Origin of the sequence: Chryseobacterium salipaludis, assembly GCF_022968825.1 — a bacterium.
Classification (GTDB): domain Bacteria; phylum Bacteroidota; class Bacteroidia; order Flavobacteriales; family Weeksellaceae; genus Kaistella; species Kaistella salipaludis.
In genome coordinates this window covers 561,883-581,607 of sequence record NZ_JALHKS010000002.1, presented here as the reverse complement: position 1 = coordinate 581,607, position 19,725 = coordinate 561,883, and the positions used below count along the sequence as shown (strand labels likewise).

The window sequence follows — 19,725 nt, the reverse complement described above, 5'->3', positions numbered from 1 at the left end:
GGCAGACTTTTATCTTTTCTTATATTTTAATTGCCACAGCAGAAAAGCTCCTATACTCAAGGAAGACAAAATCATGAAAGCATAAATGGTATATGGCTGCAGGACCGGTTTTCTTTCCAGCGCGATGGAAATCACTTCATAAGTAATTCCGGCAAAAACAAGCATGACGAGCAGGTTGGTGTAATTTAAGAACGATACAGATCGCTGCAAAGCCGGCAAAGGTCGTGCAGATTTTTCAATCAGATCTTCTCTTATATTGGAAATATACAACATGAAAAGATGGACAGTAGTAGAAATCCCCGCGAAAATCCAAATCACATTTTTCGGACCAAAACCATCCGGTGTGCCGTTCAGATTAAAGTGAACGGGAATCTGTACCGGCAGCTCACGAAAATGGATTAACACAATATCCCAGATGAAAATCAGCAAGCAGAAAGCAGCAATTTTAATATAGGTTGTAGACTTCATATCGCGAATCGTTTCTTTTTAAAATAAACTGCGCACCATCCTGAGCCGGTGGGTATGTGTACTCAATTCTTTATTAAATATACCGGAAGAATCGATCTCGTCAATCCGGACGGCGCCAAATGCGTGGATTATCTGGTGCGGACTCAGCATGATGCCCACATGCACGATGGTTCCCTCCTCATTGTCAAAAAAAGCCAGATCGCCCGGCTGGCTTTCTTCTACGAAAGACAAAACCTCACCGACGGCTGCCTGTGCGGCGGCTTCCCTCGGCAAAGCAATTCCGTGCAGTTTATACACCATCTGCACAAAACCGCTGCAATCCACACCAAAAAAACTGCGGCCGCTCCAGAGGTAAGGAACATTCAGCCATTTCTTTGCAGTATCGGTAATCTCGGTTGCAGGTAAAGGTGCGAAAGGTTCAGATCCCGGCTGCTCGCTGCCTTGGGATAACAACATCTTTTTTCCGGCAATCTCTGTTAAAAGAAAAGGTTCTGTAACGAGCGTACGACCCGAAGAAATTCCGCTTTCCAAATCTGCCTGCCGGTAGTGCAGCCAGCCTTCATAACCATCAAAATCCATCCGGATGTACAGAAATTTTTGTTCTGCACTCAGCACTTCGAAGGTTTCGCCATAGAGCAGCTGGGTGGTCATTTCGGACCGGTGGTCCGGCACGGAACGTACGGCAGCAACGGGAACGCAACAAAATCCTTTTTTCATTTTATTATTTTTTCCGTGCCATGTGCAGCCCGTCCCGGAGCGGCAAAATTACATTTTCAAAATCCGCATCCGCTGCAATCAAATCATTGAGTGCCTGGATGGCTTTGGTCGCTTTCTTGCCTGCATTTTCCTGCAGGACTTTGCCGTACCATAAAACATTATCGAAAAGAAGCACTGAACCGCTGCGCAGATGATTTTTAAGCAGTTTAAAATAATCAGGATAGCGCTCTTTATCGGCATCTACGAAAACAAGGTCAAAAGTTTCGTCCGTTTCCTGCAGATAGGTGACTGCATCCATTAACCGGAAGTCTATTTGCGCGGCGTGCGGGCTCTGTTCAAAAAACTTTCTTGGTAAATAGGCGAGATCTTCATTAATATCCAATGTAGTAATTATTCCGCTTGGCGAAAGTCCTTCAGCCAGGCACAAAGTAGCATAGCCGGTAAAGGTACCAATCTCCAGAATACGCACAGGTTGCATCATCTGCGAAAGAATACTCAGCAGGCGGCCCTGCTGATAACCGGAGATCATGTGCGGCTGGGTGGTCTTCTGGTAGGTTTCGCGGCGAAGTTGCTTCAGGAGTGGCGGTTCTGCGGAGGCATGTTCCTCCAGATATCGATCCATTTCCGGGCATTGTTCTTCGAAAAAGCTCATTCAGCATTGGTATTTAAACTCAAAAATACACAAATAAAACAAGAATGCCCGGCGCGGTGGCCGGGCATTGCTGCTTGTATCTAAAACACAGGCGAATTAGTTTTTCACCGGTGCAATATCCATCAGTTTCATGAATTCATCCAGCTTAGGCATAATGATGATTTCAGTTCTTCGGTTTTCGGCACGGCCGGAAACAGAAGCGTTGGTGGTTTTAGGGTTGTACTCACTACGTCCACCTGCTGTAATCCTGGATGGATTTACACCAAACTTAGTCTGCAGGATTTTAGCCATGGAAGTTGCACGCAGGGCAGAAAGATCCCAGTTGTCTTTTGGCAGGTTCGCAGAGTTCAGTGGAACGTTATCAGTATTACCCTCGATCAGTACGGAATAGGTGTCATAGTCATTAATTACCTGAGCTACTTTCCCCAGAACTTCCTGAGCAGCCGGCAGCACGTTGTAATCACCTGTCTTATACAGCATTTTGTCGGACAGGGAAATCATTACCACGCCTTTCAGTACTTTCACCTGTACATCATTATCCGCGATGTTATCCAGGGAACGCTTCAGTTTATTAGACAAAGCCAGGTTCAGGCTGTCGTTTTTCGCATTGGTGGAAATCAGCTGCTTGATGTATTTGTTGGAAGAGTTAATCTCGCCAATCAGCTTATCAATATTGGCCGAACCTGCACCCTGGTTGGAAAGGCAGGCATCCAGTGAGGTTTTAAGGGCATCGTTTTGTCCTTTTAATAATGAATTTTCGCTGGCAAGGCCGGAATTGGCAGCTTTAAGATCCTGAATTTCGCGTTGTCTTTCTCCTACATTGGTGATACACTGGTTGTAATTCTCATTCAATGCATCAAACTGTTTCTTGCTGACGCAGGACGTGGTGAAAATGGCCAGGCCCAGTACAGCTCCTAATTTTGCTAATTTCATATTGATTTTATTTAGTCATCCAAAAATAAAGAAATCGTTTTAAACGGAACGAGTATCTTTGTGAAATCTGATTAAAATAACCTTCAATTGCTTAATTCAGCCCGTTTTCAGGACGCTTTGTCACAAATTTTACCGGATTTTCGCGCAAAGAAATTTCTAATTGCCGTGAGCGGCGGTGTGGATTCAATGGTCCTTGTTCATTTGTGTATAGAAGCTGCTCTCGACATTGAAATTGCGCACGTGAACTACGGCCTGCGCGGTGAAAACTCTGAGCTTGATGAAAAGCTGGTGCAGACTTTCGCGGCAGAATATCAGATTCCGCTTCATATATATAAGGTATCGGAAAAAGATAACCGGCCGGAAGGTTCCATTCAGGAATGGGCTCGCGACCTCAGGTATTCTTTCTTTAAGGAGAAAAGAGAAAAAGCGGAACTGGATTATATTCTGACAGCACATCATTTAAACGATCAGCTGGAAAGTTTTCTCATTAATTTGTCCAAGGCGAGCGGCCTTACCGGCCTGTGCGGAATTCCGGCGCAGAATGGAAAGGTGATCCGTCCTTTATTGCATTTCACGAAAGAAGCGCTATATCATTATGCCGCACAATATCAGGTTCCGTTCAGGGAAGATCATACAAATCAGGGAAATTATTATCTAAGGAATAAAATCAGAAATAAGATTATCCCGGAATTGAATGCCCTCAGTCCCGTTTTCATGGAAAACTTTAGTAAAAGCCTGGACTTGCTGGTGCAGGCGCGGAATTTCATTACAACTGAAACGGCAGCGAAAGCACAGGAGCTTATCAGCAAAAATAATGAAAGCGTACTTTTAAACAGAAAAGAATTTCTGGCGCTTTCTTTATTGATAAAATATGAACTGCTCCAGCCTTACAACTTTCACAGCGCGAAGGAAATAAAGAAAATATGCGAAGCAGAAACCGGAAAAGTATTTTACTCCGCAACGCATTGGCTGCAAATCGACCGGGAACAATTTATTATTAAAGAGCGGACCGAAGAAAAAACGGAGCCCTCGAAAGATATTTTAATTTTAAACGACAGCTTTAGTCTGCCGGCAGAAATTGCTGAAGAAATAAAAACACTCGGAAATGTTTCCTGGACTTTCGATGCAGATACGCTTACATTTCCGCTCAAACTGCGAAAACCAGGCTCAGGCGACGTCCTTTATCCCACTGGAATGACCGGCAAAAAGAAAATTTCAAAATTTTTTAAGGATGAAAAAATCCCTATTTTAGCCCAGCAAAAAATTTGGCTGCTCTGCGATGCCACAGATTCTCTGCTGGGAATCCTTCCCTACCGCCAGGACCGGCGGCACCAAACCCACAAGAAAACGACACGGGTTTACGAGGTGAAGATCTGACACCGCAACGGCTACAAACCCAACCATCCTTATGAAATTACAGAGATGGCTGCTTCTGGCAGCACTGTTTATTTTTCAGGGCATCTTCGCACAGATCAAAGATCCCGTTAAATTTAAATACGAAATCAAATCTTTGCCGAATGCAGAATACGAAGCCATTCTGACGGCCACGATCGATAAGAACTGGCACATTTACTCCCAAGACCTGCCGGAAGATTCCGGAATTCCTACTGAAATGAAAGTGTCCTCTCCGCAAGGGGTCACTCTGATTGGCAAAATCGTGGAGGTAGGGAAAAAGCACGATGAGTTTTCGGAAGCCTTCGGAGCGCAGATCGTGTACTATTCCAATAAAGTTCTTTTCAAGCAGAAATTTAAACTTAAGAACCCTGCCGCACCAGCGACCGTTGTTGCGGAGATCACCTATCAAACCTGTGATGACCGCGTCTGCCTGGCGCCCAATACGCTGGAGTTTGAACAGAAATTGAGTCCGGCTGCAGCTGCCGCACAGGAAGAAACAGTTGTGCCAGATGAAGCTGGACAAGCCGGGACACTGGCTGAAGATTCACTTACAGTATCCGAAACTGCAAGTACAGACACACTGGCTGCCGTAGCGACAGCGCCCAAAGCAGATGAAGGACTGAAAGTAGCCAGCTTGGATTTCGAAAATCCGGAAACCGATTGCGGCGTGGAAGCTCCGCAGAACTCCGAAAACTTCTGGACTTATTTGTTATTAGGTTTCTTTGGAGGACTGATCGCGCTGCTTACTCCGTGCGTTTTCCCGATGATCCCGCTGACGGTTTCCTTCTTCACGAAAAGCGCTGCGGATAAAGACAAAGGCAAGCGCGATGCCTTTATTTACGGCTTTTTCATCCTGCTGATTTTTGTACTGCTGAGTGTGCCGTTCCATATTATTGACGGAATTGCCGGAAACATTTTCAATCAGATTTCCACCAGCGTGTGGCTGAATATCGCTTTCTTCATCATATTTCTGTTTTTTGCAGGAAGTTTCTTCGGATATTATGATATTACGCTGCCAAGTTCGATCGCCAATAAATCCTCGCGCGCGGAAGATGCCGGCGGCATTATCGGCATTTTCTTCATGGCACTCACGCTGGTCATCGTATCTTTCTCCTGCACCGGACCTATTCTGGGTAGTTTATTGGGCAGTGCGGTCACCGGTTCCGCAGATGTACCGATGCTGCTCACCTTTGCCCTGGCCGGTTTCGGACTGAGCTGGGCACTGGTTTTCGGATTGCTGGCTCTGTTCCCGCAGGCGCTGCAAAGCCTGCCAAAATCCGGCGGCTGGATGAATACGGTGAAGGTTGTTTTAGGTTTTATCGAACTTGGGTTGGCTTTGAAATTCCTGTCCAAAGCGGATTTGGTTTCCAAAACATTCCTGCTGAAGCGTGAATTGTTTATTGTCCTTTGGATCGTGATCTCGGTGGGATTGGTTCTGTATCTGTTCGGGCTGATCCGTTTCCCGCATGATGACAAAAAAGCAAAGATTGGTATGGGCCGCAAAGTGATTGGTGTGCTGGGAATTGGTTTCGTGGTGTATCTGACCCAGGGTTTAATTCCGTCCGAGCGGCCAAAACTGCAGTACCTGAGCGGAATCCTACCTCCGATCAATGTGAGTTATTTCCACAAAGAAGGGGATGGTATTCTGGGAATGCATCCGTCGCACGACTACTATGAAGCGATTGAACTGGCGAAGAAAGAGAACAAACCGTTGCTTATTGACTTTACCGGTTACGGTTGTGAGAACTGCCGAAAGATGGAAGAATTTGTGTGGAGCGAGCCGGACATTCTGCCGATCCTGCAAAATGAAGTAATTCTGGCCTCCCTGTATGTGGATGATAAGGAGATGCTGCCCGAAGATCAGCAAACGTCGGTAGACATGGGCAACGGACAGAAGAAAAAGATTAAAACCATCGGCGATAAATGGAGCCTATTCCAGCAGATTAACTTTAATAATAATTCTCAGCCGCATTATGTGCTGGTCTCACCGGAAGGTAAAGTAATCAATACGCCGGTTTCCGGATATATGCCAAAAGAGGATTTTAAAGCCTTCTTAGAATGTGGTATCGGACATTTTAAAAAGAGTAAATAATAGAACTTGCAATTTAAATAGAGCCAGGCTTGATGCCTGGTTTTTTTGTGAAAGACCTTTCAGGTTTTATTTCTGCTTAAAATGAGGTGAGACTTTCCCTTTACAATAAACTCCAGCCAGGTAATAGGTTCCCATAGTCCTGATCCCAGTGGTTGCCACAGCAAGCAGAGGTTTGGGCACCGGCGCGAGGAGTATGAACGGAGCGCTATCTCGTCAATCTAACGAGGTGGCTACAAAAAATTCCGGCAACACAAAAAATCCGCCCGGCAAAAGCCGAACGGATTTCCTATTTATTATGAAAAGAATGTTTCTTACATCATACCCGGCATTCCGCCACCGCCCATTGGCATGGCAGGTTCATCCTTGGCTACTTCTGTGATCACACATTCGGTGGTCAGCAACATACCGGCAACAGACGCTGCGTTTTCCAGCGCGACACGTACTACTTTTGTCGGGTCAATAATTCCCGCTTCGAACATGTTTACGAATTCTTCGTTTTTCGCGTTGAAACCGAAGTCACCGTTTCCTTCTGCCACTTTGGCAACGATTACGGAACCTTCTCCACCGGCGTTAGCTACAATCTGACGAAGCGGCTCCTCAATCGCACGCTTCACGATTTTGATTCCGGTGTTCTCGTCCATATTTGCACCCTCCACGTTCAGCGCGGCAATGCTTCTTACCAGTGCTACCCCGCCACCAGGCACGATTCCTTCTTCCACCGCTGCACGCGTTGCATGAAGGGCATCATCTACACGGTCTTTCTTCTCCTTCATTTCCACTTCAGAAGCAGCACCTACGTACAATACAGCAACGCCACCAGCCAGCTTAGCCAGTCTTTCCTGAAGTTTTTCTCTATCGTAGTCGGAAGTTGTGGTTTCCATCTGCGCTTTGATCTGGTTCACACGACCTTTGATCTGCGCTTCGTCGCCACCACCGTTAACGATGGTTGTATTGTCCTTATCGATTACTACTTTTTCAGCAGTACCCAACATTTCCAGTGTTGCATTTTCCATAGTGAAGCCACGCTCCTCGGAAATTACCTGCCCACCGGTCAGGATGGCGATATCTTCCAGCATTGCTTTTCTGCGGTCTCCGAAACCTGGCGCTTTCACAGCAGCGATTTTCAAGGAACCACGCAGTTTATTTACTACCAAAGTGGCCAGTGCTTCACCTTCAACCTCTTCAGAAATAATCAACAGTGATTTTCCGGCCTGTGCTACCGGTTCCAATACGGTCAGCAATTCCTTCATGGAAGAAATTTTCTTTTCGACCAACAGGATGTAAGGGTTTTCCAGTTCGGTTACCATTTTCTCCGGGTTGGTTACAAAATAAGGAGACTGGTATCCACGATCGAACTGCATTCCTTCTACCACATCCACAGTAGTATCCGTTCCTTTTGCTTCTTCCACGGTGATGACGCCTTCTTTTCCAACTTTACCGAACGCTTCTGCGATCAGCGTACCGATCGTGTCATCGTTATTGGCTGAAATAGCAGCTACCTGCTTGATTTTATCTGAAGTATCGCCAACTTCCTGAGACTGAGACTTCAGGTTTTCTACCACAGCAGAAACAGCTTTGTCGATCCCTCTTTTCAGATCCATTGGGTTAGCGCCTGCGGCCACGTTTTTCAGACCTTCGCGAACGATTGCCTGCGCAAGTACAGTTGCAGTTGTCGTACCATCACCGGCGATGTCGTTGGTTTTGGAAGCTACTTCCTTCACCATCTGGGCACCCATGTTTTCTACTTTATCCTCGAGCTCAATTTCTTTTGCTACGGAAACCCCGTCTTTTGTTACGTGCGGTGCACCGAAGGATTTTTCGATCACTACGTTGCGGCCTTTCGGTCCGAGGGTTACTTTCACGGCATTAGCCAAAGCATCCACTCCACGCTTCAATGCATCTCTTGACTCCACGTCAAATTTTATTTCTTTTGCCATATTTTTTTTTGCTTTTGGCGGCTGGCTATTAGCTCATGGCGTTCGCAAGCCGCAAATTTTAATAATTATTTTTAATTTCCGTTTAGTCTATTCCAAAGGGTAACGAGCTTTTTTTTCAAAATAGTCAACTCCGTTAAAAAAATTAAATAGTCATCTTCATTAATGTAGCCTAAATCTTTGGCAAGCATTAACTGGTTCTCCGCCTCATTGGATGATCCTAAGGCAATATTGATGAAATTTGAAAATTCCTTGTCTGAATTCCTTCCACTTCCTTCTGAGATATTATATCCAACTGAAGCAAATGACTTCCTAATCTGCGATGTTAACCCGAAAACTTCTTCCTTGGGAAAACTTTTCGTTGAAGAATAAATTTTTAATGTTAGCTGATGACTTAGTTGCCATACTTCGAACTTTTTAAAATCTCTCATAAGTCGAGTTTTTAAATATTAGCGCAAACAAAGCCATCTGCTAAAAGCCAGAAGCCATTAGCCAATAATTCCCAGCAGATCTCCCTCTTTTACGATCAGATAATCTTTTCCGTCCAGTTTAAGCTCAGAGCCTGAATACTTGCCATACAACACTTTGTCTCCTACCTGTACAGTAGTCGGCTCATCTTTTTTACCTGGTCCCACAGCCACCACGGTTCCTTCCTGTGGTTTTTCTTTAGCTGTATCGGGGATGATAATACCTGAAGCGGTCGTGGTTTCAGCGGCAGTAGGCTCCACAAGCACGCGGTCTGCCAAAGGTTTGAAATTTACTGACATATCTCTTAATTTTTAGTTAGTTTGACCTTGCTTTGCACTAAATATATGCCAGTGACAGCCAGTGGAAAATATGACACCCTTAAGGTGATTCCACCTGTAAATTTGGCAGATCATTTAACTTGTATAGGCTTCCCCGTACGGGCAGCCTTACTTTTTTGCAGCATCATCATTTTCCTGAAAACTGTCATTCACTTCCGCTACGTAAGCCAGCAATTCCGGAAAGAAATCATGAAAATAAACCTCGAGTTCGTCTTTGTAATACAGAAATAAATCGTGCACCGCCAGGTCTTTTTCCAAATACGTGGCTTTGTTCAAGACATTCTGCATCGCGTATTTAATTCCGAGTTCTGTTCGGTATTGGTTCAGCCATTGGTCGCGTTCCATGCTTTCCAGCATCCGCAGCAGGCCGGGCGGCAGTAAAGACTGGTGATTTCGTAATGCCTGACAAACCCGCGCCGTATGTTCCCTCAGTTCATGCTCCTGTAATCCATTGGCTAAAAAATAATCCATGGCCACATCCACAAAAGCACCGGCGTATAAACGAACCAGCGGGCTAAAGAGTTTCTTCGCTTCATGAATGACCGGGTGTGCATCCGTGAAAGTATCAATCGCGCGGTGCAGCCGGATCCCCTGCTGAATTTCCGTAGGATATAGAAACCGATCTTTATTTCGGATAAAATCCTGCAGGAACTGACCCACAATCTGCGGATCGCTGTAGGAAAGATAAGAGTGCGCTAGGTAATTCATGGGCCTGATACCGCTCAACCGGCTTATAACAGTTTAAAATACATTCACGCTAAAACAACAACTCATGAAAATCCTCGATCTTGCTCACTTCCACCAGCTGAATTCCGTATTTCTTCTTTGAAATCTTATTCAGATTTGACAGGAAAATCCGCTCATACCCCAGCTTCTCTGCCTCCGAGATGCGTTGTTCAATTTGTGGCACCGGACGGATTTCCCCGCTCAGGCCTATTTCGCCGGCAAAACAGTAATGTTCCGAAATGGCTATATCTTCATTGGAGGATAAAATAGAAGCCACCACTGCCAGATCCAGCGCCGGATCGCCGGTTTTGATTCCGCCGGTAATATTCAGGAAAACGTCTTTTGCACCCAGCTGAAAACCGGCGCGCTTTTCCAGTACAGCCAGCAGCATATTCAGTCGCTTGGCATCGAAACCGGTACAGCTGCGCTGCGGCGTTCCGTACACGGCCGTACTCACCAGCGCCTGAATTTCAATCAGCATCGGGCGGTTTCCTTCCAGCGTCACGGCCACGGAGTTTCCACTCAGTTCTTCAAATTTCTTTGTAATTAAAATTTCCGACGGATTTTTAATCTCTTTCAGACCCTGCGATACCATTTCATAGATACCGATTTCAGCCGTAGAACCAAAACGGTTTTTGGACGAGCGTAATAAGCGGAACAAATGATTCCGGTCACCATCGAAGTTCAGCACCACATCCACCATGTGCTCCAGCACTTTGGGTCCGGCAATCTGCCCGTCTTTTGTAATGTGTCCTACCAGGAACACCGGCGTGTTCGTATCTTTCGCAAACTTGATGATTTCATTGGAGCATTCCCGAATCTGGGAAACCGTTCCCGGCGAACTTTCAATCTGCTGCGACTGCAGGGTTTGGATCGAATCTATAATCACGAAATCAGGCTTTAATTTTCGTGCTTCGTGCAGAATTTTATCTACCGATGTTTCCGTAAACAGAAAACAATTCGGGTTCTGCAAATCGGTCAGGCGGTCTGCCCGCATTTTAATCTGCGACGCACTTTCCTCTCCCGAAACATACAGGATTTTCTTTTTCATTTTCAGCGCCAGCTGCAGCAATAGCGTTGATTTTCCGATGCCGGGCTCCCCACCGATCAGCGTCACGGAACCGAGCACAATACCGCCGCCCAGCACACGGTTGAGCTCCTCCGAAGGCGTTGCAATGCGCGGCTCCTCCTGGGTTTCCACCTCGATAATATTAATGATATGCTGCCGCGAGCGTTCCGCCGTACTGCGGGCCGGTGCTTTTTCCACGATTTCCTCCACCAGGGTATTCCACGCTCCGCAATTTTTACACTGTCCCAGCCACTGCGGATATTGCGCACCACAGTTCTGGCAGAAATATGCCGTTTTCAATTTTGCCATACTGCGAATTTCCTGATTTTTTTTGAAATGAAACAGGTAAATAATAAGGAGCCGGAAAAGCAGTTCTTTCTTTCACACACCGTCGGGCTGTACACTGTATCTCCCGGCAGCGCTGACGCGCTGCCGGGAGGATGCCGCTTCCATCCCGGCTATTTTCGCAAAGCCGTTCTTCAGTGGAAATGCCGAAGATTTGGCTATTTGGATTTTTCGTCTGCCAGATTCACCGGCAGTAATTTCAGTAAGTACACCGAATTTCGCTGAAGCTGATAGCCCGCTGCGAACATAAAACCGGCCAGCCAGAACAAATTCAGCCACGATACATCATAAAACTCTGCCAGCAGAAACGCCGCAGAAACCGTAAGCCACGCGCTCAGAAAAATAAAATTTGCCACGTGCCTGTTCCGGAAACCCACTTCCGGCCTTGGAAAAATTACAAAGCTCAGGTGCGCAAGCACGCTTCCGGCCAGCAAATCAATAATATGATGCTGGAAGGTAGTGAGCGTGGACAATCCCACTAAAATCAGCCAGCCGGCAATCGCATACCGCCATTTGGAATGCTGATATCCCAGCACCGTCCAGAATGCAAAAGCCAGCGCCACGTGGAGCGAAGGCGCCTGATTATACGGATCATCCACAGCGTGCAACAACCAGAAAAACAGGCGGAAGGTGGGTTCAGGCACATCAGGTTTAGCCACAGAATATTGCAAAGGAAACACGAAAAAACAGATTCCCGCTACAATGGTGATAAACAGAAGACGCTTCAGGTAAAGAAATAATTCCTTCCTGGAGTGTATCCGCAGAAAAACATAACAAAAGAAAAAGCCGCTGGAGAGATACGGAATAATCGTCCACGGCAGAAAGGGAATATAATTCTCAAAAGAAAAAGCAAAGGAAGGCACGGCATGTAACGACGAGGCATGCCACAGCGAACCCATATACACCAATCCGAAGACGAGCGAAAACAGCAGCAGCGCCCGGACATTAAGTGGAATTTTATTTCTTTTCATGCAGGTGGTTAAAGATGGGTCAGCAAAACGGTGGCTTGTTTTTTTAACACTGAAAATTATACATGCCTTCGCCATCACAGCAAAAAAGCCGCCACCTTCTGCTTGTCTGTAATTTTTCAAGCGAAGGCCGAAGAAATTAAAAACCGATTAACAGAGTCATTATTTGCCCTGTCTTTCAAAATCCCCTAACTTTGCGCAAACCAAATCTAATGAGTAAAAAGAACACGAAATACATTTTCGTTACGGGCGGTGTTACGTCCTCACTGGGTAAGGGAATTGTAGCAGCATCACTGGGTTTACTTCTTAAATCACGCGGCTTCAACGTTACCATTCAAAAACTCGACCCCTACATCAATATCGACCCGGGCACCCTGAATCCCTATGAACATGGGGAATGCTATGTAACCGAAGACGGTGCCGAAACCGACCTGGATCTGGGACATTACGAGCGCTTCCTCAACTCCAAAACATCACAAAATAATAATGTGACGACCGGTAAAATTTACCAGACTGTTATTGAAAAGGAAAGAAAAGGTGATTTTTTAGGCAAAACAGTGCAGGTAATTCCGCATATTACCAATGAGATTAAGCGCCGCATTAAAATTTTAGCCAAGCAGAATTACGATATCATCATTACCGAAATTGGCGGAACCGTTGGCGATATTGAGTCGCTGCCGTATATTGAAAGCGTCCGACAATTACGCTGGGAATTGGGCGAACACAATTCAATGGTGATTCACCTCACGCTGCTGCCCTATCTGGCCGCCAGCGGAGAACTCAAAACAAAACCCTCTCAGCACTCCGTGCGCCAACTGATGGAGTCCGGAATTCAGGCAGATGTTCTGGTTTGCCGTACCGAACATAAAATCCCGAAAGAACAGCGCGCCAAATTGGCCCAGTTCTGTAACGTACCCTTGGAGAACGTGATCGAGTGCAAAGACATGGAAACGATTTATGAAGTTCCGCTTGCGCTGCAGAAACAACACTTTGATGATGTGGTTCTGAAAGAGCTGAATCTGAAATCAGAAGGTGAAGCCAATCTTACGGACTGGAAAAACTTCCTGAAAAAATACAAAAGCCCCAAGCGCAAAGTGGAAATTGCTTTGGTGGGAAAATATGTTTCACTGCAGGATTCTTATAAATCCATTGCCGAAGCTTTTATTCATGCAGGTGCAGAACTCGATACCGAAGTGAAAATCCGTTGGGTGTACAGCGGTGAACTTACGAAGGAAAATATAGCCGAAGCCTTAAACGGTGTGGACGGCATGCTGATCGCGCCGGGCTTCGGTGACCGCGGGATCGAAGGAAAAATCGCTGCCGCAGAATATGCGCGTTTACAGAAAATCCCATTGCTCGGCATTTGTCTGGGGATGCAGATTATGACCATTGAATTTGCGCGCAATGTACTCGGAATGGCAAAAGCCAATTCCATGGAATTCGACACTTCTACGCCGGAGCCGGTTATTTCTTTGATGGAAGAGCAAAAAAACGTGGTAGACAAAGGAGGCACCATGCGTCTGGGTGCCTGGAAATGCTCACTGAAAAACGGTTCCAGACTCCAGGGAATTTATAGCAGCAAAAATATTTCGGAACGCCACCGCCACCGCTATGAATTTAATTCCGAATTCCGCGAAGATTTCGAAAAGAATGGTTTGGTTCCTACCGGTTTCAACCCCGAAACCAATCTTGTGGAAACCCTTGAACTGAAAGACCATCCCTTCTATATTGGTGTGCAATACCACCCGGAATACAAAAGTACGGTGGCGCAACCGCACCCGCTCTTCAAAGCGCTGATTACCGCCGCGGCCAATAAATAATACCAAGGTGATAAAAGTTTTGGAACTTTTATCACCTTCTTTTTTAATTACCAGCCACATAATTCGTGATTGCCAAAAATTTCAGTAATTTTGTCAGCCGAAATTTTAGGGGAAAAACGGGCATTGAACAGCCGTTTCCTTTTATCTTAAAATTAAATTTATAATGCAGCAAAACAACGGTGTAGATAAGAAACAGCTGATGTTCTTTATGCTTTTTACTTTAATCGTCATGGGTGCCATGATGTATTTCCAGTCCAAAGAGCAGCCCGAGCAACCACCAGTTAACAAAACAGTAACCCAGGCGCCGAACGAAGCGACCAAACCTGCGACGATTACCAACCTGAATGACAGTGTGCAAACCACTTCCATTCAGCAGGTTGAACTTAAAAACAAGGAACTTACGCTTTCGATTTCAACGCTGGGTGGCCAGCTTTCGTCCGTGAAACTAAATGAATATCACGCGTACAATCCTAAAAGCGATACCAACGATAAAGACCTGTTGCTTTTCCAGAAAAACAATTCGTCTTATGGTTTCCAGTTCCGCGACAAGACAGGGAAAACTTTTAATACCAAGGACCTTGTTTTTACACCGAGTCAAAACGGCAATACCGTAACACTGCAAGCAAATGCCAATGGCGCTGTTATTCAGTTTATTTATACACTACTGGATAAATACACCGTCGATTTTAATGTAAAAACGCAGGGCCTCGGCCAGCTGGTTTCCGATTCCAAAGCAAACTTCATCTGGGATTTCACGGCGCGTCAGCAGGAGAAAGGCCGCAGCCAGGAGCAATCTCACACAGAGTTTAACTATGCTTTTGATAACTATAAAAGTTTCGATTACGACGGCCGGACCTCTATGGAGGAACCAAAGGAAACGCTGAACTGGCTCGCTATTAAGCAGCAGTTTTTCGCCATGGTCATTGAACCGCAAACCGGTTTTAAAAATTCGAACGGATATCAGGATGTGATCGAGGAAGGAGAATATCTGAAGAAATTTAATTTCAACGGCTCTGTGGATTTAGCCGGAAACGAACTGAACCAGAATTTCAAATGGTATTTTGTTCCGCTGGATTTGCCATTACTGAAACAGTACGATAAAAACTTCGATGAATTATTGCCATTGGGCTGGTCGTTCATTGGATCGCTGAACCGCTGGTTCTTTATTCCGATGTACAATATCATCAGCAGCTGGGGACTTACCGCCGGTTGGGTTATTTTCCTGATGACGATTATCGTGAAAATTATCCTGTCGCCGGTGATGTTTAAGCAACACAAACTGAGCGCGATGATGCGGGTGATTCGTCCGGAAATCGACGAAGTGAATGCTAAATTTAAAGATGCAGACCCAATGCGCAAGCAGCAGGAAACGATGGCCGTGTACCGAAAGGCCGGTGTGAATCAGATGGCCGGCTGTTTACCGGGTTTACTGCAGGTGCCGATTTTCTACGCGCTCTTCCGTTTCTTCCCGAATATGATTGATCTGCGCGGCAAGAGTTTCTGGTTCGCCAAAGACCTGACGGCTTATGACGATGTGATCAAACTTCCGTTTACCATCCCGTTATTGGGAGATCATTTGAGTTTGTTCGCAATTATGTGTACCATCGTGGTCTTGATTTATACCATGATGACCGCCGGAAATATGCAGCAGCCCACGCAGGAGGGAATGCCGAACATGAAGGTACTGATGTACATCTTCCCGATCTTCTTTATGTTCTTCCTGAACACGGCCGCTTCCGGGTTATCCTGGTACTACTTTGTGTCCAATGGAATTAACATTCTGATTATTTTGGTGATTAAGTACTGGATTTTGGATGAGAAGAAAATACATGCACAGATTCAGGCCAACAAGCAGAAAGAGCCGAAGAAAGAAGGCCGTTTCCAGAAGCGCATGCGGGAGATGATGGAGCAGGCACAGGAACAACAGAGGATGCAGCAACAGCAGCAACAAAAACGCAAGAAATAATTGTAACGACTAAGGTAAAACGCGGCACCGGAATATTCCGGTGCCGCGTTCTATTTGTATTTTAGTTATAATCTCCAACTACATTTCCATTTCTATAGCAACTTCTTCTGCCACTGAATAATCCAGCCTGAAAGACCGGCGGTGGTAGATCGTCGGTCCAAAATCAATCAGACCCTGCTGATGCGCCTTCGTCGCATAACCCATATTGCGGTTCCAGCCGTAATGCGGAAATTCATCGTGTAACTTAATCATCATTGCATCACGGTAATTCTTCGCGAGAATAGAAGCGCATGCGATCGATAGCAATTTGGCATCACCTTTCACAATACATTCGTGCGGTACATCGCGGTAGGGATGAAAGCGGTTGCCGTCCACTAAGATGACTTCGGGCTGTACCTCTAAATTGCCCAAAGCGTGATGCATGGCATGAATGCTCGCATTGAGAATATTATGCTCGTCGATATACGCCGGCGGCAGTTCGGCAACAGCCCAGGCCACGCAGCCTTTTTTAATAACCTCATCCAGTTCCAGCCTTCTCAGTGCTGTTAACTTTTTAGAATCGTTAACTAAATTTTGCTTAAAATTTTTTTTCAGAATTACTGCTGCGGCTACGACCGGCCCGGCAAGGCAACCGCGCCCGACTTCATCGCAACCAGCTTCAATGGCGTATTTCGTCCATTTTTTCTTCAACTTTATCAATTCTTCTATTTATACCTATTAATACATCCGAATAGCAAAGTTACAATTTAATTAAGATTTTTTTAAGAAAACATTTGGCTGTTTCAGGAATTGTTTGCACATTTGTTTTAATGAAAAAATTAATTTGATATGAAGAAACTTACAACAAGTGTTTTGGCTGTAGTTCTCACGTCGTCATTTGCTTTGGTAAATGCGCAGACAAGAGACACAGTTAAGACACAAGACATCGAGGGTGTGGTAGTTACGGCTCTTGGTATTAAGAGAGAGAAAAAGTCTTTAGGGTACTCCTCTCAAGAAATTAAAAGTGGTGTTTTAACTGATGGAACAACTAATACTGGAAATGTTGCATCGCAACTGTCTGGTAAGGTTGCGGGATTACAGGTTAATACTAACAATAACTTCGGCGGCAGTTCCAACCTAGTTATTAGAGGCTACAAATCACTAAGTGGGGGGGGGCCTTTAATTGTCATAGATGGTTCTCCAGTAAGTAACTCCTCTCTTTCGGGACAATATGATTATGGCAATTACCTTTCAGACATAAATCAAGAAGACATTGAGTCGATCAACGTTTTAAAAGGTGCTGCAGCATCAGCGCTATATGGTGAAAGAGGTTTAAATGGTGTAATTGTAATCACTACCAAATCAGGCCGCGGTAAAAATGATAATAGATGGGGTATAACGCTTAATAGTGGACTAACCGTTGGAACAATCGATAAAAGCACATTTCCTAAATATCAAAATCAGTATGGCGGAGGTTACGGTGATTATTTCAACGAAGACGGTTATGCAAACTTTAGTGACGACGCATCTTTTGGGCCAAGATATGATGGAAGTTTAGTTTATACATGGGATTCTTTTGATCCATCTTCACCAAATTATGGTAAACTAAATCCTTACATAGCGGGAGAGCATACACCTGTAGACTTTTTTGAAACTTCTACTTCATACGTCAACTCTCTCTCATTGCAAAAAGCTGGAGAAAGATCCAACATATTGATTAATTACACAAATCAGTTGATGAATGGTATTCTTCCAAATTCAGAGCTTCGTAAAAACACATTGTCAGCTAAATTCAATTATGATTTAACCGATAAATTAACTGCATCAGTGTATAGTAGCTTAACATTACAGGATACTAAAGGCAGAAATGAAACAGGTTATTCTGATAACCAAATGTCTGCATTCAGACAATGGTGGAACGTAGATGCAGACATCTTTAAACTGCGTGATGCGTACAATAGAACTAGACAGAACGTTACTTGGAACTGGCACTCATATGACGATCTTACTCCTTATTATTGGGATAATCCCTATTTCCAAAGATATGAAAGCTATCAAAGTGATGAGAGAACAAGAAACTTTTCTTATGCGTCCCTGACATACAATTTCACCAAAAAAATTGGTTTAACGGCAAAATTATCATATGATTTGATGGATATGTTAATTGAAAACCGATTAGCAGTTGGTTCTGTTGCAAGGGATTGGGGCGCTTCAGGTAATCCTGTTGGATCAGGCTACTCCAGGCAAAATATTAGAAATACAGAAATAAATTTCGACACATTCCTAAACTATGGGTTTGATCTTAGTGATAATTTAGACATTTCAGGTCTTATTGGTGGTAACGTTAGAAGAAACACAAATTCAAATACATATATTTCTACTGAAGGCGGATTACTGATTCCTAACCTGTATGCTATATCTAACTCAAACGAATCAATCCTTCCTATGAGTGAAACTTTGGGAAGGATTGTAACAGGAGGAGTATATGCCACTGCTTCATTAGGATATGAGGATACATATTATATTGACGGCACTTACAGACTCGATAAATCATCTACTCTACCAAAAGATAACAGGGTTTTTGGATATGGTTCCGTTTCTGGTGCAGTTATCCTATCGAACTTATTAAATCAAGATTGGTTAAGTTTTTGGAAACTTAGAGGAAATTATGCTGTGGTAGGAGGAGCAACATCCGCTTATCAGCTTATTAACACCTACACCACCCCTGGTATTTACCAAGGAGTAGTATTGTTTGATACTTCTAACACTCTACGGAACAGCGAACTAAAACCAGAACGATCTAAAGAGTTTGAATTTGGTACAGAGATGCAATTCCTTAAACGGAGAATTGGCTTAGACGTAGCGTATTATAAATCAAAAACATTTGATCAGATAATAAGTTTACCGATTTCAAATGCCACAGGCTATAATGCTATGGTATTTAATGCAGGTCAGATAGATAATGAAGGTGTTGAAGTTGCATTAAATTTAACTCCTATAAAGAACACTAATTTTACATGGGATATCACCGCAAACTGGGCTAAAAACACAAATACTGTTGTTGACCTGAATGGTGTCGACAATTACCAATTGGGGCTTTACCAAGGAGGAGTAACTCTTAATGCAAGTGTTGGTCAAGCATTTGGCACATTGGTCGGTACAGATTATGTTTACCATGAAAATGGACAAAGGGTAGTAACTTCTCCTAACGCTGCTGGTGTCGGTGGTGGATTTTGGGCGAAATCTGATCCAAAAGTAATTGGCAACATAACCCCAGATTGGACAGGAGGAGTTCGCAACTCGCTTATGTACAAGGGCTTAAGCTTAAGCTTTCTTGTAGACGTCCAACAGGGAGGAGACACTTTTTCTACCGATTTATGGTACGGGTATGCAGGCGGACTCTACGCAGATACTGTAAGTCCAGAATGGAGAAGTCCATCCGGTGTAGTATTACCTGGTGTTACTGCAAACGGAAATCCCAATACGCTAATTGTTGGAGGATATAGAGCTAACGGAACTACACCACAACTAAACGCAAATAATTACTACAGTTACCAGCCAGAAGGGTATACGAATGCTCCAAACAGCCGATATATATATGATGCTTCGTATGTAAAACTTAGAGAAGCTAGTATATCGTATACTTTACCTAAAACAATCTTGGCCAGTACATTCTTGGAAGATGTTACTCTTTCAATCGTTGGCCGAAACTTATGGATCATTCACAAAAACTTGCCATATGCAGATCCCGAAGCCGGAGTGGGTGGCGGCTTGCGATCTAGAGGAAACTCTATTGGCGTTTTACCAACCACCAGAGATATTGGCTTTAATGTAAATATTAAATTTTAATCTAAT

The 19,725-nt window shown here is 44.5% G+C and carries 16 protein-coding genes; 5 read left to right on the top strand and 11 right to left on the bottom strand.

Annotated elements, in window-relative coordinates; translation table 11 throughout:
- Nucleotides 1–9: 9 nt before the first annotated feature.
- The 4 genes from MVI27_RS05435 to MVI27_RS05420 all read right to left on the bottom strand — a co-directional run bounded on the left by MVI27_RS05435 (nucleotide 10) and on the right by MVI27_RS05420 (nucleotide 2,770).
- Nucleotides 10–468, bottom strand: a complete 459-nt coding sequence (locus tag MVI27_RS05435; RefSeq protein WP_246959763.1) for a DUF1648 domain-containing protein — start codon at nucleotides 466–468, stop codon at nucleotides 10–12.
- Nucleotides 469–486: 18 nt separating this feature from the next.
- A complete protein-coding gene (locus tag MVI27_RS05430) occupies nucleotides 487–1,185 on the bottom strand; it encodes a C40 family peptidase (RefSeq protein WP_246959762.1) in 699 nt (232 codons plus the stop codon).
- Nucleotides 1,186–1,189: 4 nt separating this feature from the next.
- The gene (locus MVI27_RS05425; protein WP_246959761.1) at nucleotides 1,190–1,837 is read right to left on the bottom strand and encodes an O-methyltransferase; all 648 of its coding nucleotides are present in this window, start codon (nucleotides 1,835–1,837) and stop codon (nucleotides 1,190–1,192) included.
- A 96-nt stretch (nucleotides 1,838–1,933) separates the two neighbouring features.
- The gene (locus tag MVI27_RS05420; protein ID WP_246959760.1) at nucleotides 1,934–2,770 is read right to left on the bottom strand and encodes an OmpA family protein; all 837 of its coding nucleotides are present in this window, start codon (nucleotides 2,768–2,770) and stop codon (nucleotides 1,934–1,936) included.
- 87 nt (nucleotides 2,771–2,857) lie between these two features.
- On the opposite strand from MVI27_RS05420, the gene tilS reads away from it, so the two are divergent.
- Together tilS and MVI27_RS05410 are read left to right on the top strand one after the other, a co-directional pair.
- On the top strand, nucleotides 2,858–4,147 hold the full coding sequence (tilS, locus tag MVI27_RS05415) for a tRNA lysidine(34) synthetase TilS (RefSeq protein WP_246959759.1): 1,290 nt from the start codon (nucleotides 2,858–2,860) through the stop codon (nucleotides 4,145–4,147).
- Nucleotides 4,148–4,178: 31 nt separating this feature from the next.
- Nucleotides 4,179–6,257 (top strand): protein-disulfide reductase DsbD family protein, encoded by a 2,079-nt coding sequence (locus MVI27_RS05410; protein WP_246959758.1) that lies wholly within the window; start codon nucleotides 4,179–4,181, stop codon nucleotides 6,255–6,257.
- Nucleotides 6,258–6,568: 311 nt separating this feature from the next.
- Here the strand turns inward: MVI27_RS05410 and groL are convergent, their stop codons facing one another.
- The 6 genes from groL to MVI27_RS05380 form a co-directional block, all read right to left on the bottom strand.
- Nucleotides 6,569–8,194, bottom strand: a complete 1,626-nt coding sequence (gene groL, locus MVI27_RS05405; protein WP_246959757.1) for a chaperonin GroEL — start codon at nucleotides 8,192–8,194, stop codon at nucleotides 6,569–6,571.
- Nucleotides 8,195–8,265: 71 nt separating this feature from the next.
- A complete protein-coding gene (locus tag MVI27_RS05400; protein ID WP_246959756.1) occupies nucleotides 8,266–8,622 on the bottom strand; it encodes a four helix bundle protein in 357 nt (118 codons plus the stop codon).
- Nucleotides 8,623–8,679: 57 nt separating this feature from the next.
- Entirely contained in the window at nucleotides 8,680–8,958 is a 279-nt protein-coding gene (locus MVI27_RS05395; protein ID WP_246959754.1) for a co-chaperone GroES, read from the bottom strand.
- A 147-nt stretch (nucleotides 8,959–9,105) separates the two neighbouring features.
- Nucleotides 9,106–9,705: an acyl carrier protein phosphodiesterase gene (locus MVI27_RS05390; protein WP_246959752.1), complete on the bottom strand. Its 600-nt coding sequence runs from the start codon at nucleotides 9,703–9,705 to the stop codon at nucleotides 9,106–9,108.
- A gap of 49 nt (nucleotides 9,706–9,754) precedes the next feature.
- Nucleotides 9,755–11,101 carry a DNA repair protein RadA gene (radA, locus tag MVI27_RS05385; RefSeq protein WP_246959750.1) on the bottom strand — a complete coding sequence of 449 codons (1,347 nt, stop codon included), beginning with the start codon at nucleotides 11,099–11,101 and terminating at the stop codon, nucleotides 9,755–9,757.
- A 194-nt stretch (nucleotides 11,102–11,295) separates the two neighbouring features.
- A complete protein-coding gene (locus MVI27_RS05380; protein ID WP_246959749.1) occupies nucleotides 11,296–12,108 on the bottom strand; it encodes a phosphatase PAP2 family protein in 813 nt (270 codons plus the stop codon).
- Between the two features lie 209 nt (nucleotides 12,109–12,317).
- On the opposite strand from MVI27_RS05380, the gene pyrG reads away from it, so the two are divergent.
- Entirely contained in the window at nucleotides 12,318–13,925 is a 1,608-nt protein-coding gene (gene pyrG, locus MVI27_RS05375) for a CTP synthase (RefSeq protein ID WP_246959748.1), read from the top strand.
- A gap of 163 nt (nucleotides 13,926–14,088) precedes the next feature.
- Complete coding sequence (gene yidC, locus MVI27_RS05370) at nucleotides 14,089–15,891, top strand: membrane protein insertase YidC (RefSeq protein ID WP_246959747.1); 1,803 nt, start codon at nucleotides 14,089–14,091, stop codon at nucleotides 15,889–15,891.
- A gap of 78 nt (nucleotides 15,892–15,969) precedes the next feature.
- On the opposite strand, the gene MVI27_RS05365 is transcribed toward yidC, so the two are convergent.
- Nucleotides 15,970–16,587 (bottom strand): ribonuclease HII, encoded by a 618-nt coding sequence (locus MVI27_RS05365; RefSeq protein WP_246959806.1) that lies wholly within the window; start codon nucleotides 16,585–16,587, stop codon nucleotides 15,970–15,972.
- Nucleotides 16,588–16,719: 132 nt separating this feature from the next.
- Between MVI27_RS05365 and MVI27_RS05360 the strand changes: the two genes are divergently transcribed.
- Complete coding sequence (locus MVI27_RS05360; protein ID WP_246959746.1) at nucleotides 16,720–19,719, top strand: SusC/RagA family TonB-linked outer membrane protein; 3,000 nt, start codon at nucleotides 16,720–16,722, stop codon at nucleotides 19,717–19,719.
- The last annotated feature ends 6 nt before the right edge of the window (nucleotides 19,720–19,725 follow it).

Coding starts and splice junctions, on each gene's coding strand:
- MVI27_RS05435 (WP_246959763.1), bottom strand. CDS start 468: ATGAAGTCTACAACCTATATTAAAATTGCTGCTTTCTGCTTGCTGATT.
- MVI27_RS05430 (WP_246959762.1), bottom strand. CDS start 1,185: ATGAAAAAAGGATTTTGTTGCGTTCCCGTTGCTGCCGTACGTTCCGTG.
- MVI27_RS05425 (WP_246959761.1), bottom strand. CDS start 1,837: ATGAGCTTTTTCGAAGAACAATGCCCGGAAATGGATCGATATCTGGAG.
- MVI27_RS05420 (WP_246959760.1), bottom strand. CDS start 2,770: ATGAAATTAGCAAAATTAGGAGCTGTACTGGGCCTGGCCATTTTCACC.
- MVI27_RS05410 (WP_246959758.1), top strand. CDS start 4,179: ATGAAATTACAGAGATGGCTGCTTCTGGCAGCACTGTTTATTTTTCAG.
- groL (WP_246959757.1), bottom strand. CDS start 8,194: ATGGCAAAAGAAATAAAATTTGACGTGGAGTCAAGAGATGCATTGAAG.
- MVI27_RS05400 (WP_246959756.1), bottom strand. CDS start 8,622: ATGAGAGATTTTAAAAAGTTCGAAGTATGGCAACTAAGTCATCAGCTA.
- MVI27_RS05395 (WP_246959754.1), bottom strand. CDS start 8,958: ATGTCAGTAAATTTCAAACCTTTGGCAGACCGCGTGCTTGTGGAGCCT.
- MVI27_RS05390 (WP_246959752.1), bottom strand. CDS start 9,705: ATGAATTACCTAGCGCACTCTTATCTTTCCTACAGCGATCCGCAGATT.
- radA (WP_246959750.1), bottom strand. CDS start 11,101: ATGGCAAAATTGAAAACGGCATATTTCTGCCAGAACTGTGGTGCGCAA.
- MVI27_RS05380 (WP_246959749.1), bottom strand. CDS start 12,108: ATGAAAAGAAATAAAATTCCACTTAATGTCCGGGCGCTGCTGCTGTTT.
- pyrG (WP_246959748.1), top strand. CDS start 12,318: ATGAGTAAAAAGAACACGAAATACATTTTCGTTACGGGCGGTGTTACG.
- yidC (WP_246959747.1), top strand. CDS start 14,089: ATGCAGCAAAACAACGGTGTAGATAAGAAACAGCTGATGTTCTTTATG.
- MVI27_RS05360 (WP_246959746.1), top strand. CDS start 16,720: ATGAAGAAACTTACAACAAGTGTTTTGGCTGTAGTTCTCACGTCGTCA.